We start from the raw sequence: 16,746 nt of genomic DNA on the forward strand, positions 1-16,746 counted from the left end.
GTTTCCATTCAGGTGATCGATGAACATAACCCCCAAGCAGAGAACCCTGGCCATCACCATGCTGATCGCCGTGGTGCTCCTCGGCTGGCTGCTCTGGCCCAGTCAACCACCCAAGGCGATGCTGACCGCTCAGGTGACCCGCGAGGATATTGCCCAGACCGTGCTGGCCAGTGGCGTGTTGCAGGCCGTGGAGCAGGTGGATGTGGGGGCCCAGGTCTCCGGTCAGGTTACCAAGCTGGCCGTAGAGGCCGGTGATCAGGTCAAGCAGGGAGACCTGCTGGCCGAGATCGATCCCCTGATTGCCCAGAACAACCTCAAGACGGCCGAGGCGGAACTTGCCAGCAACCGCGCCCAGCTCAAGATCAAGCAAGCACAACTCAAACAGAACGAGCTCGCCTGGCGGCGCCAGCAACAGATGTTCAAGCAGGAGGCGAGCTCACGGGCCGATCTGGAGAGTGCCGAGGCACTGCTGGCGGTCACCCGCGCCGAACTGCAAAACAGCCAAGCCAATATCGACAATGCCCTGATCAAGGTTGATCGGGCCAAGACCGAACTGGGCTACACCAAGATCCTGGCGCCGATGGATGGCACCGTCATCAGCATTGTGACCCGTCAGGGCCAGACCCTGGCGGCCAGCCAGACGGTGCCGACCGTGCTCAAGCTGGCCAACCTCGAGACCATGACGGTCAAGGCGCAGATCTCCGAAGCTGATGTCACCAAGGTCAAAGCCGGCATGCCGGTCTACTTCACCCTGATCGGCGATCCGGATACCCGCTATCAGGGTACGCTTCGCGCCGTGGAGTTAGCGCCCACCAACATCAACGATCAGGCCACCACAGGTACCACCACCAGCAATGCGGCTGTCTACTACTACGCCCTGTTCGATGTACCCAATCCCGCTCATACCCTGCGGGTAGCAATGACCACCCAGGTGACCATAGTGCTCGGCGAGCGCAAGCAGGTGCTCACTGTGCCGCAAACCGCCCTCGGCAAGTCGTTGGGTGACAACGAGTATGAAGTCACCGTGATCAAGGAAGATGAGACGACCGAAACCCGCCATATCAAGACCGGTATGAAGGATGAGATCCGCATTGAGGTGATCAGCGGGCTGAGCGAGAAGGAGGAGGTGCAGCTCAATCACGGAGCCCCCGCCGACAATGATGAGATGGCGGTGATGCTATGAGTGAGCCCCTGAACCAGCTGCCGTTGATCCAGCTGAAAGGGGTCGAGCGACGCTACCAGAGCGGCGACAGCGAAGTCACCGTGCTCCACCCTCTTGACCTCACCATCACGGCAGGAGAGATGATCGCCATTGTCGGCGCGTCCGGCTCTGGCAAGTCGACCCTGATGAACCTGTTGGGTTGTCTCGATAGCCCAAGCAGCGGCCAGTATCTGTTTCGCGGTCAGGACACCGCGACAATGGATGCGTTGGCGCTGGCCCGACTACGCTGCCACCACTTCGGCTTTATCTTTCAGCGCTACCACCTGCTGCCCCACCTCGATGCCGCCGCCAACGTGGAGATCCCCGCCGTCTATGCCGGCACCAGCCGCCCGGATCGCCAGGCGCGCGCACGTCAGCTACTGAACAGACTGGGGCTGGCCGATCGCAGCCACCATACCCCGGGTCAGCTCTCCGGCGGTCAGCAGCAGCGGGTCAGTATCGCCCGGGCGCTGGCCAATGGCGGCGAAGTGATCCTCGCCGATGAACCGACCGGCGCACTGGATAGCCAGAGCGGCAAGGAGGTGATGGCGATCCTCAAGGAGCTGCACGCTCAAGGCCATACCATCATTCTGGTCACCCACGATATGAACGTGGCCAGCCATGCCGACCGGATCATCACTCTCAAGGATGGTCGGATTGAACAAGATAGCGGCCCCTGCCAAACGACCGTGTTGGCTCCAGCCACCGCTGTAGCCCCTCAAAAAATAGCGCCCACTAAAGGCGCCATGGGTCACGACTGGGATCGTTATCGGGAAGCGGGACGGATGGCGATACATGCCATGCTCGCCCACCGGATGCGCACCTTCCTCACCATGCTCGGCATCATCATCGGCATCGCCGCCGTGGTGAGCGTGGTCGCTCTTGGCCAGGGGGCGCGCGCCAAGGTGATCGACCAGATCAATGCGATGGGCACCAACACCATCGAAATCTTCCCGGGTAAAGGATGGGGCGATGAGAAGATGGCCAGCATCCAGACCCTCAACAAGGGGGATCTCGATGCCCTGCTGGGGCAGCCCTATCTTGCGGGCGCCAGCCCCGAGATCGGCAGCTCCGGCCAGTTGCGCTATCGCAACAAGACCAACAGCGGCAACGTGACCGGGGTCGGTAACGACTATTTCAAGGTAAAGGGGATGACGCTGGTCAGTGGTCGCTTACTGGAGTGGCTAGATATCCAACAGCGTGCTGCCGTTGCCGTGGTGGACAAAAAGAGCATCACCAGCCTGCTTGGCAAGGAGGAGCCGGTCGGCAAGGTGGTACTGGTCGGCACCTTGCCGGTGCGGATTGTCGGTGTGGTTTCGCAGGAGACCGGCTTCGGCCCCACCAGCCAGTCGGTCAATATCTGGCTGCCCTACAGCGCGGTGATGAGTCGCCTCATCTCGCAGCACCACTTCAGCCAGATCACCATCCGGGTCAAAGACGGGGTACAACCGGCACTTGCCGAGCAGGCGGTGATCGAGCTGATCACCAAGCGCCACGGGGTGAAGGATTTCTTCACCTTCAGCAGCGACAGCATCATCAAATCGGTGGAGAAAACCACCGCCACCATGACCCTGATGGTCTCGGCCATTGCGGTGATCTCGCTGATCGTCGGCGGGGTGGGCGTGATGAACATCATGCTGGTGTCGGTGGTGGAGCGCACCCGCGAGATCGGCATTCGCATGGCCGTGGGCGCCCGCCAGTCAGATATTTTGCAGCAATTCCTGATTGAAGCTGTGATGGTGAGCCTGCTGGGGGGGATCTTCGGCGTCGGCCTCTCGCTCGGTATTGGCGCGCTCTTTTCACTGCTGGTGGACTCCATCAAGATGCAGTTCTCGCTCTTCTCCATCCTGATGGCCTTTGGCTGCTCGTCACTCATCGGGATCCTGTTTGGTTACTTGCCGGCACGCAATGCGGCGCGGCTCGACCCTGTTGTCGCACTGGCGAGGGAATAACAATGCACAAACTCTCCTGGCTGGCTCTCTGCATGGCCCTCAGCGGCTGCAGTCAGCACAGCACCTATCAAAGACCCGAACTGGCGATCGCCCCTGCATGGCAACAGGCAGAGGGCGCCCAACTGGCTATGCAGGCTGGCCTCTGGTGGCGGGAATTTCATGATCCCCAGCTCGACAAATTGGTCGAGGCTGTACTGGCCGCCAACCCGGACATGCATGTGGCGGCCCTCAAGCTCAAAAGCGCCAGACTGGGCGCCGAGCAGGCCGATACCAACCTCACCCCCTCGGTCAATGGCACTATCGCAGCCAGTGGCAACAAGGATCTGAAAACCGGCAAAGGCACCAACAGTCTGGGCCCCTCGCTGAGCCTCAGTTACGAAGTGGATTTGTGGGGCAAGCTTGCCTCGGTGCGAGATCAGGCAAGCTGGGAAGCGGCGGCAAGCGAGCAGGATCTCGCCAGCACCCGACTACTGCTGATCGGCAATACCCTGGAGCAGTATTGGCAGCTCGGCTATCTCGGCTCTGCCATCACGCTCGGAGAACAGCAGTTGGCCAACCTGTCCCGAACTGAGCAGCTGACCCAGACCAAATACCAGGCTGGCGCCATCACCCGACTCGATCTGGCGCAGGCACGCCAACAGTTGGCCGGAAAACAGGCCGAGCTGGCCTCCCTCAAGGCGCAGCAGGAGCAAGCTCGCAATGCCCTGCGTCTGTTGCTGGGCCGCAGCAGCGGGCCGCTGGAGTATGCACCCGCTTCCCTTGCAAAGCAGACCATTCCTGAGCTTGCGGTGGGTATTCCGGCCGATGTGCTGGCAGGCCGCCCCGATGTCAAAGCGGCCGAATTGCGGCTGCGCAAGACGCTGGCTAAAGGGGATGAGATCCGCACCAGCTTCTACCCCAGCCTGACCCTGACCGGCAGTGCCAGCACCGCATCCGATAGATTGGCGCAGGTGCTGCAAAATCCGGTTGGTACGCTGGGAGCCAGCCTTGCCCTCCCCTTCCTCGAATACAACCGCACCCAGCTCGCCATTGAAAGCTCAGAGCTGGATTACCAGATTGCTGAAACCGAGTTTCGCAAACAGCTCTACACCGCACTGGTGGAGGTGGAAGACAATCTGGCCGTCCGCCACTATGGCCAGCAGCGACTCGATTATCTGCAGGAACAACTGAGTTATGCCCAGGAGGCCGAACGCCTGGCAAAGGCTCGCTTCCAGGCGGGAGCGACCGGTGTACAGGCTTGGCTCGATGAGCAGAACCGACTGTGGGATGCCCAGCAGAGCCTGCTGGCCCAGCAAAAAGAGCAGCTCACCACCACTGCCAAAATCTATCGTGCCCTGGGTGGCAGCGATAGCGTGGCGCCCCGATAGCGCTTCACCTAGCTATTCCCCACTCTGCCTACAGAGTGGGGAATATCATCGCCATAGACCATACAGAATTTCCTCTCCCACACTGCAGCCGAACTTCATTGCCCATTATCAGAGGAAGTCATGGCAGCGCAGCCAATTACATGCATCAGCGACCCTGACTATCCCGGCCATACCTTGCTGCTCTCTCTACCTCACGCCCCCTGATCGGAGATAACGGTTACCGGATATTCCATCAGCAGAGAGCTCGGCTCTTGCCGAGCCGCGCCCCGTGAATCATGAGCGACATATCCGAAGCTCATATCTGCACGACGCATACAAATAGCGATATCACGCAGTTAATCCTGCACGACAAAATTAATCGCAAACAGCGAGGGATATTGAGCAAAGTAACAGTGCGGTAAAACGACGGTAAAAAGGATACAAGCGAGGATGTAGATAGCAGAGCGGCAGAAGGCGGATTGGATAACGACGAGTAAAAAGGCAAAAAATAATGCCACCCAAGGGCGGCATTATTCAATCTCTGAACCTGACGAATTAGATCAGGAAATCGTTCAGGTCTTTACCCAGTGCTACTTGAGCAGCAATGGCTTTCGGCATACGGCCTTGACCGGTCCAGGTTTTTTCCTGACCATCTTCTTCGTACTTGTATTTAGCCGGACGCGGAGCACGCTTGCTCTTGGCAGCGCCAGTCGCAGCAGCTGGAGCAGCGGCAGTCGCCAGCAGCTCGCGAGGATCAATACCAGCCTGCTGCAGCATTTCGGTGAATTCATTCAGCTTGCGCTGACGCTCTTCCTGTTCAGCACGCTCCTGTTCAACAGAATCGGCGCGCTCTTGGTAAACCAGATCAAACTTCTCTTTAGCTTCCAGCAGTTGCTCAAACGGCAGCTCACGAATAGCCGCACGCAAACTGCGAATGTTCAGCAGAACTTTCAGAAACTCGTTCATTATTTCCTCACAAAAAAGTCGGTTACAGGGATACCGTTTCAGAATAGCATGGACAATTCTCGAGAACATACAGTTTTTCTATATTAACGTTCTTTTTTTTCTTAAATTTCACCATCAAGATCGAATGCTTGCCACTATCAATAACAAACTGGCTGGAATGCAGATCTTCTGGGTAGAGTGGTGATTACCATCTTGTGTTCAAGAAACATCAGTATTTCAAGACTCATTAATTTCCAGTTCAGCATCCAACAAAACAAACTCGGTAGCCTGCTTTATAAGCCTGAGCGCACATTTCTACCATACGTTCAACATCATGTGACAAGACTGTGCCTATCTGTTTAGCAATGAACACGTCTAGAACCTGTCCCTTCACCTGATGATGAGGGGGATACTCCCAATTGACTATCAACCCATTCAGCGCCACCAATAAAATTACATATTAATCAATTAGTTGAAAGCAAAGTGTGACATTTCAAATATGCTTTTCGTCGCCCGTTTGACAGACGCATACGTCCGAAAACAGACTGTTCAGATACTAGTTGCCCAGAAGGAAAAAAAAATAAAAAAGCCAGCCGTTTTTAAGGGCTGGCTTTCTATGTATCCAAATAGCACTATTTATTTATGGTTATATTCTTGCCTGATTGGTCAACACCGCTAATCACTGCCTGTGAAGCAGATTCAGTTAAAAGGGGCTCGGTTGGATAGAGCTTAAGTGCTTCTGCCCGCATCGCATTGGCTTCCTCTATACGACCCAATGCATTAAGCGCGATCACCATATTGGCGTATATGTTGGCACGCGGTGTATGGCGTACGAATGCCTGCCCCCACCCCAGATAAGCTTCCAGTTCGGTCTTGTTATTTGTCTGCAAGCCCACCATCAGACGAACTGAGTTCACATCAAATTCCACTCGGGTCAACCAAGCCATGGGATTGACGATATCAAGTAGCAAAGTCGGCTCTTTATACCCACCTCTTTCGTACTTTGTGACTACCCATGCGGTGTGAATTGCTGTGAGCATAAAGGGAACAACCAGCAGCGGGATAGCGATCGCCATAAATCGCAGTAACAACCATGGTCGGCACTCCATATCCCACCATGATGAGCCCCCCTGACTCGCCAGGTTGGTCTCTTCAATTTCGGTATCGATGATATAAATCAGCGTCAGCAAAAGCCACCACAACACGATCGCATGGTAGAGCGGGTATTCCGTCTGGGTATGAAGCAATATCGGCGTAACCAGGGCAAACAGCCCCATGGCATTTACCCAACGCACACTCGCCAGACGCCATAATAATGCGCCCCCCATGATCACTATGCCGACCATGGGTGCAATACCGCCCTCAACAGCCCAATAGAGAAACTCGTTGTGGGGGTGGTCAAGATTGTACTCAATCTGCACCATAGACGGATTCAGTGCTTTATCAGCCATGTAGTGATGGAGAAAAACAGATTCAAAACTGCCGTATCCCCACCCACTCCAGGGAGCTTCGGCAATCAGTTTGGCGCAATAGATCCAATAGATAGGGCGATATCCACCGGACTGATAGATCTCTAATCCGCGCTTTGCTCCTGCCATCCAGTACTGTGATAGAAGGCCAAGGGCTACCGCAAAAATAACCAGAGCCAATACACGCCATAACAATCGATGGCGATGGAGTTGCGGCATCAATAACAACAGCGCTAGCAAGCCGCCTAATTGGCCCACCCGGGATTGCAACACAACCAGCAACAGTGCTGTAGATAGAATGACACCATAGCGCAACGCCATCAGCAATCGACCACCCTCTCGTCGCAATTCCAGCCAGATAGCAAGGGCAAGGCCAGTTGCCATAAACGTCGCCATCACGTTTGGCTGTTGAAAGATCCCGTATGGACGATTGATTTTAGTGTCGTAGCCAATCCAGTTACCCGGCGTCAACAGATAGAACTGAACCAGACCGAGCACTGCCTCCATCGCGATCGCAATCAGGATGAGATAGAGCAAGCGCTCACGCTTCGGCCGATTAAAGCCCCATTGATAGAGACCAAACAAAAACAGCAGACCAGCAAAAAGTCCCAGCAATCGGGGAATAGCATAATCCTTGAATACAAAACCTGGATAGAGCACCGGGAGCAGCAGCAAAAGAGCACCTACCCATAGGCCAGCTTGTAATGAAGAAAAGACCAGACGCTGGCGTAAGGTCACCTGCCACAATCCCAATCCAATAGCGAATGAGGCACACAGCCATCCCCATGCGTTAAATGGCAGATACAGCCCAGCACCACCCGGGTTGTGCATGAAAAAATGCATACCTAGCAACCAATAAAGCATGCCAATAGCCATCATGATTCGCGTTAAGTTCACATCCAGACTCCTTAGGATAACCCCACATTGAAAGAGCACTGAAGAAATATATAAAAAGAGGAGGCTAATGGCCCCCTCTACTCAACCACAAAAATTATTCCTGCTCTGGTCGACGAAAAGCATGCCGAACCAACACAATCGCAACACCCAGCATACCTCCGAGTAAAGTGCCTAATATAACTATCAACGGTCGCTTAGGCTTATCTCTAGTAAAAGGCACCTCGGGGGAGTCAATCATATGAAATGATGTGAAATCAGCATCTATCAACGTCAAGGCTTTCAGGCTATTTAGCTGCTGACGAAATTTAGCAAGCTCAGGGTTTAATACATCAGGCTCTTTTATTCCATCAAGAATACGCAACTTTTCTGCCAACCCTTTGCTACCTAAGTCAATATTAAAAATCGCCCCTGAATTCACACGTTCCAAGGGTCTATCAACACCGGCTACCTCACTAATCATCAGAGCATATTTAGTCTTAACAATCTCATCCTGAAGCGTTTTAAGGGCATCAGACTTTTTATTATCATATTGAGTAGATAGCGTATTTATTGCATTCCTAAGAAGACTTCTTAACTCATTATTTTTTTCTACTATCTGCTGTGACTGAATAAAATTAATATATTTTAATAACCTTGCATTAGCTAGCTCAGCACTTTCTGCAGAAAAAATAAGATTTATATCGCTGCTAGTCTTATCCAATGGCACTGCTGAGATCTGTTTACCAAGCTCATTCATTAATTCTCGCTCACTACTTTTATCCTCAATCCCAGCACGTTTAACTTCCTCAGCAAAAAAACCTTCTTTTATAAGGAATGCTTTCTTGTTGTCCATGCTGTTAAATGAAACCACGTAACTCTTATATATTTCAGCACGTGTTAAGCTCGAAAAGTCGAGTTGTTCAACCAATGAGTAAGGAATACTAGCTTTGAGCTTTGCAATACTTAACTCAAGAGACTCAACCTGTTGAGCCAATGGTAGACTGATCAACGCTTGACTTGTCCACACTTGGCGTGCGGATAAAGCATAGAGAGAAGAAATGCAAAAAAATAAAAAAGATAATGAAAATATAGCTCCCTTCTTATGCCAGAGAAGAGAAATCAGCTCACGAAGATTTATCTCATCACTAGTTGCATTCAAAGGCGTTGGTAAGGCATGTCTTGATGGCATTTTATCACCATATGTGAATATAATTTCTAACAATATACCACAATAAGTCGGCCAGAAAACATTTAAGACCTCAGTCCAATGAGGTCAGACCATAAAGCGCAGTCTTGCGTGACAACATCTGCCCACCATCACGAGTGAGCGGGACCCAACCAATAGAACCTTTAGTTGTTGTCGGGTGGATCAGCATCAGATCGAAGGGAATTGTAACATAAATGCCTTTGGTGAAACTACCTTCACCATACTCTTCAGAAGATACGTCTGTCAGTGTGGCATAAGCACCAAGCATAACCCCTGAGTCAAACCGTTTTGAAAAATCAAACGTCGCCCCCTTATCACCAGCCAAATATCTCCCTACAGCAATTTTAGCCGTGATGTTGTCAAAATAGGGCAATTGCCAGTAACCAGTCAGGTGCCCAGTAACCACATCGTAATCTGCCATCTTGAGGGTGTTATACCAGTTCCTCTGTTTTACCCAGTTGGTATCAATACCAACCGCCCATGACTTTCCATAAGGACGATATAATGCTTCTCCTCCCACACCTGCATACATCATCTCAAGATAACCACCATACACTTGACCATACCAGTCTGTAGATAACTGTTGTATATTAGTCAACTGCAAATTGTTTAATAAAATATTTGATGAATCTACATACTCACGGATCCATGTTCTGACTCGTGGTAATGCCTCACCATCAGCAGGCGGAGTTTTGTAATTAAACTTATCGTAATTATTAACAACATTAAGAAAAACAGTGCTATCCAATGATACCTGTTCAGACAAGTGCCAACTGGCATTACCATTTATTCCGAACTGATACATATAAAAAGACTCAGGCCCCCCAAAGGATTGATTCAAGTCAGGATCGATTGAGTATGATACTCTATCCTTTTCCTCTTGAAATACTTTCTTGCTACTCTCATAGTTTTTATTGATAGCGCTAGTATAAAACTGTGCTTCATGCTCCTGCCCCAAAGTCTGGGTCACATTAGCGGCTCGCACCGATGGCAGATCGATAGTCGTTTCTTGTAGCTTGAAATCATCCTTGCTATCGAGGACATGCACCTTACGTACTGATTCGGGTAAATAATTTGCCGCTAGCAAACCGGTTCGGAGTGTAGATTCAGTTCTATTTCTGTATTTAACCTGCTCGGCAATAATCGTTACCGCAGCATCATCTTGATATATAGCAGTATCTTTCCAACCGGCATTACTATTCAGGTCACTGGCAAATTGCTTCCAGTCTACATGTGCTACCGTATCAGGCACATTTTCAGCCTGATATTTTTGACGAGAGTCATCAATATATGTTGGTTTAAGTTCATTGAAATTGGTTCGCATGGTAATCCCCCACATCAAGGTATTTCCTCGCTGCCAATTTAAATGAGTATCAACATTATCTAAAACTCTATATACAACACCAAAGTTCCACGGACTTTTTTGCACAAAATCACCCGCAAACTCATGGCTATAATCATTACTATCATACTCAATTTTAAGTCTGAGTGGTTTCCAGGAAGTCTGATATTCGACACCACCAAAAAATGCCACATCCCCATGAAAAAGACTGTCTATTTCAAACTTACCCGTCCTACCTGATGATAATGCTTCATTTCTTTTGCACCAACTCTCTTTATATACACAGAACGGATTTTTGATATTGCCTCCTTCGGCCATATTTCCCCACCCCATGCCAAGAGTAAAATCAAAAGGCCCATAGCGCTTACTGCCAGTAATATACTCACTGTCAAACAACCCGGTGCCCATCAAATCTCTGAAACCAAGAGCAACTTGAGGGGTCCATTGAGACTCCCGCATCAGCCTGAATTTGAAGTCTATCCCTTTATCTTTATATGTTTGATCACCACTGAAATCTTCGTTTTGACTATAAAGTTGTGTTCTCACATCAGTATAACGCAGGGTAGCTTCAAACCAATCAAAGGGTTGAACAGAAATAGACCAACGACGATATTGATCGTTATCAAAATAGTTGGCGCTGAACTCCCCCTCTTTTGCCATTCTTGCAGTCGGCATCTGCATCAGTCCCACACCACCAAAATCACTCTGCGATGGGCCATACGGGTCATTAGCGGGGCTAGTTGCATGCACAACACCACTTACGAAAAGCGCAATAAACGTTACTCTTGGCATCATCATTCAGGTATCCGGTTGGCAAGCAGATTAGCAATACGCAGATTTAGATTCTTATACTTGGCAGGTAACAAGTCTGTATCAAAACCGACAAATAATGTTGCTCCAGCCATCGGCTCACGATGCAATTGATTCCAAACAGCAACAGGCACCAGCGAAACCTCGCCTGTTGGTTGAATCAAATATGCTTGAGCCAGGTCGGCCCCCGCTAACAACGAATATGCTTGCCAGTAATCTGCCAAACCAGCACCTTCGCGTAAAAGTTGTCTAGCGGCTCCATTAATTAGGCCAGTAAAATAGATAAACTGGCTACGAGGAGATATAAACAGTGTGTAATCACCAGATAACAGCGGATTTTTATCTTCATGAGCACGATTGATAACAGGATCGATAGCTATGGGTAATCGCCCTGTAACATTAATACGGTCAATCTCAATAATAAGTTGCTGTGAAGATTGTACCCATGCCCCCATGTTACCATCACGCATCCACTGTACTTGCAACGCCTTCAGGTCACTCAACAGATTCATTTTATCTGCTATTATTTTAGCATGAGACTGAGGATGACTTATCTGCGCAGTGCGCCAATATGTTTCAGAGGGTAATTGTGAGGATAGTAAAAGATCAGCAAGTCTAGCCCCAGATAATAACTTTACTGTGGCAACGGAATGATTGGAATAAACCACATCTACTTGACTACCAGGTTCCGCACTATACACCGTGAGAGCAGGCAATAACAAAGCTAAAAGAGTTCTCAATTTCATGATAAATATGGTTTCAAAATGGTCATTTTGATAACTGGCATATCAGGTCCCAGCTGCTGTTCTGTTCTTAGCACTTCGCCATTATGTTGATCAACCCAAAATTTGTTTAACCACTGTTGATTGAGTGATGGAATCTCAATCAATTCTTCAAAGAGCAAGGCTTGATAAGATTTCCCGAGGATCACAAGCGTGTCAGCTTGAGGATGTTTAACACTTGCACGTACCTGATAGCCGCTTACGTAGTCTTTAGTCCATTCACCTCGATACGACCAAGGCTGGTAGACTTGCTGGCTTTTCTCATTAGTTAAAAATACCTTAATCAGACGCAAAGGATCAGAACTGGCCCCAATCTCACGAATACTATAGAGGTCATTATCCAGACCAGCCGTCTTGATAATACGTCCATACTTGGTCACAAAAATATTTTTATCTGCTCCAATCCAGGTAAGTGAGTTATCTGGATCAGCAAATGCTAATACTACAAATGCTTGTGGGTTATCACCTACTTGCAGATAGGCGCTAGCGTAGGGGATCTTGTTCACTTGTTCGGCAGTCAGCTCAACATCTGGATTACCCCAAGCGGCATATCGTAGAGTTGCAAATGTATCTGACCCAGTGGTCGAGCATCCACTTAATAAAAATAATCCTAAAAATATCAATTGACGATTGAAAACCATATCAACAGAGCTCGGTTTGAAAAGAAGAATGCTAAAAAATAAGGCTACCAAAGGTAGCCTATATATTAAGAATTAATAGCCACCATTACTTGGTAGCAGTATTGATGGTAGCAGTACCGGTATTATCTTTACCAGCTTCAGAAACAACCAGTGCAGTCAACGCAGCAACACCGACACCAATGGCAACGGCAGTGGTAGTGCCAATGGCAGCGCCAGTAGCAGCAACACCACCAGCAGTACCACCAGTGGTAGCAGTAGTAGCAGCAACTTCTTCAGCAGCAAACGCATTAGTTGACAGAGCCATCAAAGCGGCTAAAGTCATAGCAGACTTTTTCATGCAAACATTCCTTATCATTAGTGAGTTAAGAGAATATAGGATAATCCCAAATTGAGAATTTGACCAGCCATCACGTGATACGTTTGAGTCAAACTCTCGCTTCATATAGCTACCACACAAGCCACAATTATGCCACCTTGCGACGCATAGCGTGGCGAACCAGCAGCAGAGCAATACCGAACATAGTACCAAGTACTGTACCAAGTACCACGATCAGCGCACGCTTGGGCTTTAATTTCTCTTCAGCTACAACCGCAGGGTCCAGGGTTTTGAACACATACTCCTGGTTGACTTCAGCCAGCATCAGCGTTTTGGTTTGATCTTCAATCAGTTGATAAAAAACCTTCTGCATATCAGCTACAGGCGTCTTCTCAAGCTGGGACTTAAGGTAAGTAATGTTACGGATAGCATCATTTTGATCGCGCGTTTTCATGGTCGCGTTGAGATCTGAAACCAACCAGTCAACCCACTGCTTAGCAAGTTGTGGGGAGTAGAAATCAACCACAACAGTCACCAACCCGGACTTGCTATCCTGGCTGACACTCGCCAGCTTGCGAAATGCCTCGACCAGCTCCCAATCCGTAGGCTCCACAGACTTTCCATTTGGCACTTCGCGGACCCACTTTTTGTGAGTTAAGTCATAAATATCTTCATCAATAATGAGCTCACCAGTTACTTTGTCTGCCCTTGAGGCTGCAATCAATGGCACTTCCAGTTGATGATCCCGGATAAAATGGCTTAAAAACTGACGTGATTTACCTATTTCAACAGTAATCGCCGTTTTATCAGCCTTATCACTCTTCAAATTGATACCAGCCAAATTGGCTAGCCCGCCGAATTGGGCAGCCATTGCAGAAAGCCCGTTCCCCTGTTGTTCTGATGACGGAGCAAGTAATGCTTCTGCTCGATAAACATTAGGGAGTGATATGGCAATAACAATAGATATTGCAGCGCCGAGCAAAGTGGTCATAAATAGCCACAACTTTCCCCGCCACAGTGCCATGAACAATTCACGCAAATCTATCTCATCATCTGCCACAGGGGGCATAGCCAGTGAAAATGAAGGCTGTTTTTTTATGTTTGTCATATAAAACCGGATGTTAAAGAGGCCAAGCATTGTGGTCGTCACCTGGCCAGGTAGCTATCAAAAAGGAGTCAATATTACTTGACTGCACTCCAAGCAACACCCAGTTGATAGAGGATCTGGGTTGCAGAGGTCATGATACTCAGGTTATCCAGATAATCTGTATCCACCGGAACCACGATTGTGTCGCCAGGTTCCAACCCTTTCCGACCACCAAACCAGCTATCACCAGGCAACATGACACTGCCGTTGGCTTTAATAACATAAATTCGGTCAGTATCCGCTTGTTTCTTGGTGCCACCGGCACGGCTCAGATAATCGCTGACACTCAACTCGCCATCATAAACGTGAGAAGAGGGAAACTGCACCATACCTTGAATAGACACCACATTTTGCAACGCAGGAACATACACCTTGTCGCCATCTTGTAACATAACATCCGCATTCTTTTCACCACTTAAAATAGCAGGCATATTAATCGTCATACGACCAATTGCTTTGGTATTTTCCAGCTGATTAACAACTGTCATAGCCTCAGCAGGAGAGCTATTGTAGTTTGCAATGCTGGATTGCCGACGCAACGTCATTGTTGCAATTTCTTGTTTCAATTCATCGCGCAACAACTCAAGACGTTCAGCTTCCTGCTTGCGCAGCGCTTCACGAGCAAATACTGTCCCATTTGGATTGGCATAGGGCGTAATACCACCGACCCGCTGAATCAAATCACGCAAACTCTCGCCACGGCGAACAGTATAAGTCCCCGGAAATTTTACTTCGCCAAAGACTTGAACAGTTGCTTCCTCACGCCATTGAGGATGCGGTAATACATTCAAGCTATCTTTGGATTGAACCAGTGGCGAACCATTCACCCGATTTGCAGTAGCCAAATCAAGCCGCTGATTTTCAATCGAGATATCATTGCCGCGCTCGTTTACACGGGATAACTCAATTATGTTTGCCTTTTCATTAAAACCACCAGCAGCCAAGATCAAATCATGAGTGCGACTATAAGGCGTCAGAGGATACACACCTGGATATTTCACCTCACCGCGAACCTCAGCAATCTGTACCGGCTTACCCTGTGCAGCCTGAGCTTTCAAACGCTCAATAACCGGCGCGAGCAGGGCTTGACGAGATGCCCCAACCATTGCCTCCGTCTCTGTAGAATCAGATGCCTTGGCGAGAGTCATTTTATCTTGCTTGTTAAGCTCTACAGCCTTAACCACCGCACCCGTACTATTTTCCACGGCGTCAGCTTGCAGCTGAATACGTTGCTGAGTCTGCTGGTTAAGCCCCTCGGAAGATGAGTGACTATTAGCCACTTGCTTCAATCTATCTCTTGCATCATTACTAAAAATCAACACCTGATCACGCGGCTGTAAGCGGATATCATCCTCTCCACCAGGCATTTGCAATGCACGCCCCAAATTAAATTGCAGCACCTCAATATTTCGCTGAACATCCATTTCACGCACAACCAAGGCATAGTTGAGATCTGTCACCGAAGTCAAGTCGCGTTCAGCGCTTTGCAGCACACGACTAATCCGCATGCCAGGCTCAAAACTAAAGACACCATCACGAACTACTGCACCTTTCACTACAACAGCCTGACTGTATTCTGTGGTGCTTGGCTTGACATTAATTTTGTCGCCATCACGAACGACAAACTGGCGGTCATGCTGATTTGACAAGTTCAGGTTAAAAACCCGCATGCCACTCTCACCATAGCGAGTGACTGACACCTCATTCAGTGCCGAGGCTTTCATTCCGCCCGCCAACCCCAAGACATTACTCAGAGCGGCAGGGCCACTCAGTTCGTAAATAGCAGGGCGTTTGACAAGACCATCAATACTCACCTCATTGCCTTTGGCAGGGATAAAAACTGTATCGCCAGAGCGCAACCGAATATCCTGGCTGGTGTCCCCCCAAACCAACATCTTGTAAAGATCAACATCAATGACTTTATTACCAGCACGCTTGACCTGGATCTTGCGCAATGAGCCAACGGTATCAATACCACCTGCAGCCTGCAGAGCCTGAGTCACAGTCGCCATACCATTAACATTATAAGCCCCGGGGCGATAAGCATCGCCCATGACAAATACTTGCATGGTACGCAGAGCACCGAAGCTGATAAAGGCTTCAACCCCAATTTTCTGCTCTTTAATTCGGCTCTCAAGCTCACTACGCAATTGCTGGAATGATTGCCCGGAAGCTGCTATTGGTCCCAGCGAGGGGAAATCGATAAACCCTTCCCGCCCTATTGCGAGGGTATAGGTCACATTTTCCTTGCCATAAAGCTGAACCCGAATTTCATCACCAGGCCCCATAACATAATCATCTGCTACCGGCATATCGACCACGGGAGCATCGGTTAGAGGTTCACCGGCAAAAACATTGTAGCCAAAAGGCTGCAACGTTCCCTCTTGCGCAACACCTGCAACCAAAGGCCGCTGGGAAGCTTGGCTATAATCAACCTCCCGAGGAGCTGCTACCGGCGCAGTATTAACCGGTGTAACGCTACTTTTTTGTCCTGCCCCCCCCAGCTGAGAGGTATCGACACCATACTGTGCAGCCAATGCCTGCTGCTGGGCAGGAGACAACTGTTTAAATTTAGCCATCATATCCGGTGTTATCTGTGGAGCACAGAATGCAACTGACGACATGATCATGAATAATGAAGAACAACCTAATCCACGCATCAAAAACTGTCCCATAATATTATAAACCCGCTTAATAAAATCCATTTATTTT

The 16,746-nt window shown here is 49.4% G+C and carries 12 protein-coding genes; 3 read left to right on the forward strand and 9 right to left on the reverse strand.

Going from position 1 to position 16,746, the window contains the following annotated elements; translation table 11 throughout:
* Positions 1-19: 19 nt before the first annotated feature.
* From macA to AB5Y82_RS16050, 3 genes are read left to right on the forward strand one after another with little or no spacing between them, the layout of a single operon-like run.
* A complete protein-coding gene (macA, locus tag AB5Y82_RS16040) occupies positions 20-1,183 on the forward strand; it encodes a macrolide transporter subunit MacA (protein WP_368174227.1) in 1,164 nt (387 codons plus the stop codon).
* Positions 1,180-3,153, forward strand: coding sequence for a MacB family efflux pump subunit (locus AB5Y82_RS16045; protein ID WP_368174228.1), 1,974 nt, complete (start codon positions 1,180-1,182; stop codon positions 3,151-3,153). Before macA ends, AB5Y82_RS16045 begins: the two co-directional genes overlap by 4 nt.
* A gap of 2 nt (positions 3,154-3,155) precedes the next feature.
* Complete coding sequence (locus AB5Y82_RS16050) at positions 3,156-4,520, forward strand: efflux transporter outer membrane subunit (RefSeq protein WP_106842544.1); 1,365 nt, start codon at positions 3,156-3,158, stop codon at positions 4,518-4,520.
* 534 nt (positions 4,521-5,054) lie between these two features.
* On the opposite strand, the gene AB5Y82_RS16055 is transcribed toward AB5Y82_RS16050, so the two are convergent.
* The 9 genes from AB5Y82_RS16055 to AB5Y82_RS16095 all read right to left on the reverse strand — a co-directional run bounded on the left by AB5Y82_RS16055 (position 5,055) and on the right by AB5Y82_RS16095 (position 16,739).
* Positions 5,055-5,465: an H-NS family nucleoid-associated regulatory protein gene (locus AB5Y82_RS16055; protein ID WP_005344269.1), complete on the reverse strand. Its 411-nt coding sequence runs from the start codon at positions 5,463-5,465 to the stop codon at positions 5,055-5,057.
* Between the two features lie 611 nt (positions 5,466-6,076).
* On the reverse strand, positions 6,077-7,792 hold the full coding sequence (locus tag AB5Y82_RS16060; RefSeq protein WP_106842588.1) for a PglL family O-oligosaccharyltransferase: 1,716 nt from the start codon (positions 7,790-7,792) through the stop codon (positions 6,077-6,079).
* A 112-nt stretch (positions 7,793-7,904) separates the two neighbouring features.
* Positions 7,905-8,978 carry a Wzz/FepE/Etk N-terminal domain-containing protein gene (locus AB5Y82_RS16065; protein ID WP_159143417.1) on the reverse strand — a complete coding sequence of 358 codons (1,074 nt, stop codon included), beginning with the start codon at positions 8,976-8,978 and terminating at the stop codon, positions 7,905-7,907.
* A 70-nt stretch (positions 8,979-9,048) separates the two neighbouring features.
* Positions 9,049-11,136 (reverse strand): YjbH domain-containing protein, encoded by a 2,088-nt coding sequence (locus tag AB5Y82_RS16070; RefSeq protein WP_159143416.1) that lies wholly within the window; start codon positions 11,134-11,136, stop codon positions 9,049-9,051.
* Positions 11,133-11,894: a capsule biosynthesis GfcC family protein gene (locus tag AB5Y82_RS16075; RefSeq protein ID WP_368174229.1), complete on the reverse strand. Its 762-nt coding sequence runs from the start codon at positions 11,892-11,894 to the stop codon at positions 11,133-11,135. Before AB5Y82_RS16075 ends, AB5Y82_RS16070 begins: the two co-directional genes overlap by 4 nt.
* Positions 11,891-12,571, reverse strand: a complete 681-nt coding sequence (locus AB5Y82_RS16080; RefSeq protein WP_159143414.1) for a YjbF family lipoprotein — start codon at positions 12,569-12,571, stop codon at positions 11,891-11,893. Before AB5Y82_RS16080 ends, AB5Y82_RS16075 begins: the two co-directional genes overlap by 4 nt.
* An 85-nt stretch (positions 12,572-12,656) precedes the next feature.
* Complete coding sequence (locus AB5Y82_RS16085; RefSeq protein ID WP_159143413.1) at positions 12,657-12,908, reverse strand: hypothetical protein; 252 nt, start codon at positions 12,906-12,908, stop codon at positions 12,657-12,659.
* A gap of 127 nt (positions 12,909-13,035) precedes the next feature.
* Positions 13,036-14,025, reverse strand: coding sequence for a Wzz/FepE/Etk N-terminal domain-containing protein (locus AB5Y82_RS16090; RefSeq protein WP_201296165.1), 990 nt, complete (start codon positions 14,023-14,025; stop codon positions 13,036-13,038).
* A gap of 44 nt (positions 14,026-14,069) precedes the next feature.
* Positions 14,070-16,739 carry an SLBB domain-containing protein gene (locus AB5Y82_RS16095; protein WP_368174230.1) on the reverse strand — a complete coding sequence of 890 codons (2,670 nt, stop codon included), beginning with the start codon at positions 16,737-16,739 and terminating at the stop codon, positions 14,070-14,072.
* Between the last annotated feature and the right edge of the window lie 7 nt (positions 16,740-16,746).

This window comes from Aeromonas sp. s13, from assembly GCF_040907905.1.
Classification (GTDB): Bacteria; Pseudomonadota; Gammaproteobacteria; order Enterobacterales; family Aeromonadaceae; genus Aeromonas; species Aeromonas veronii.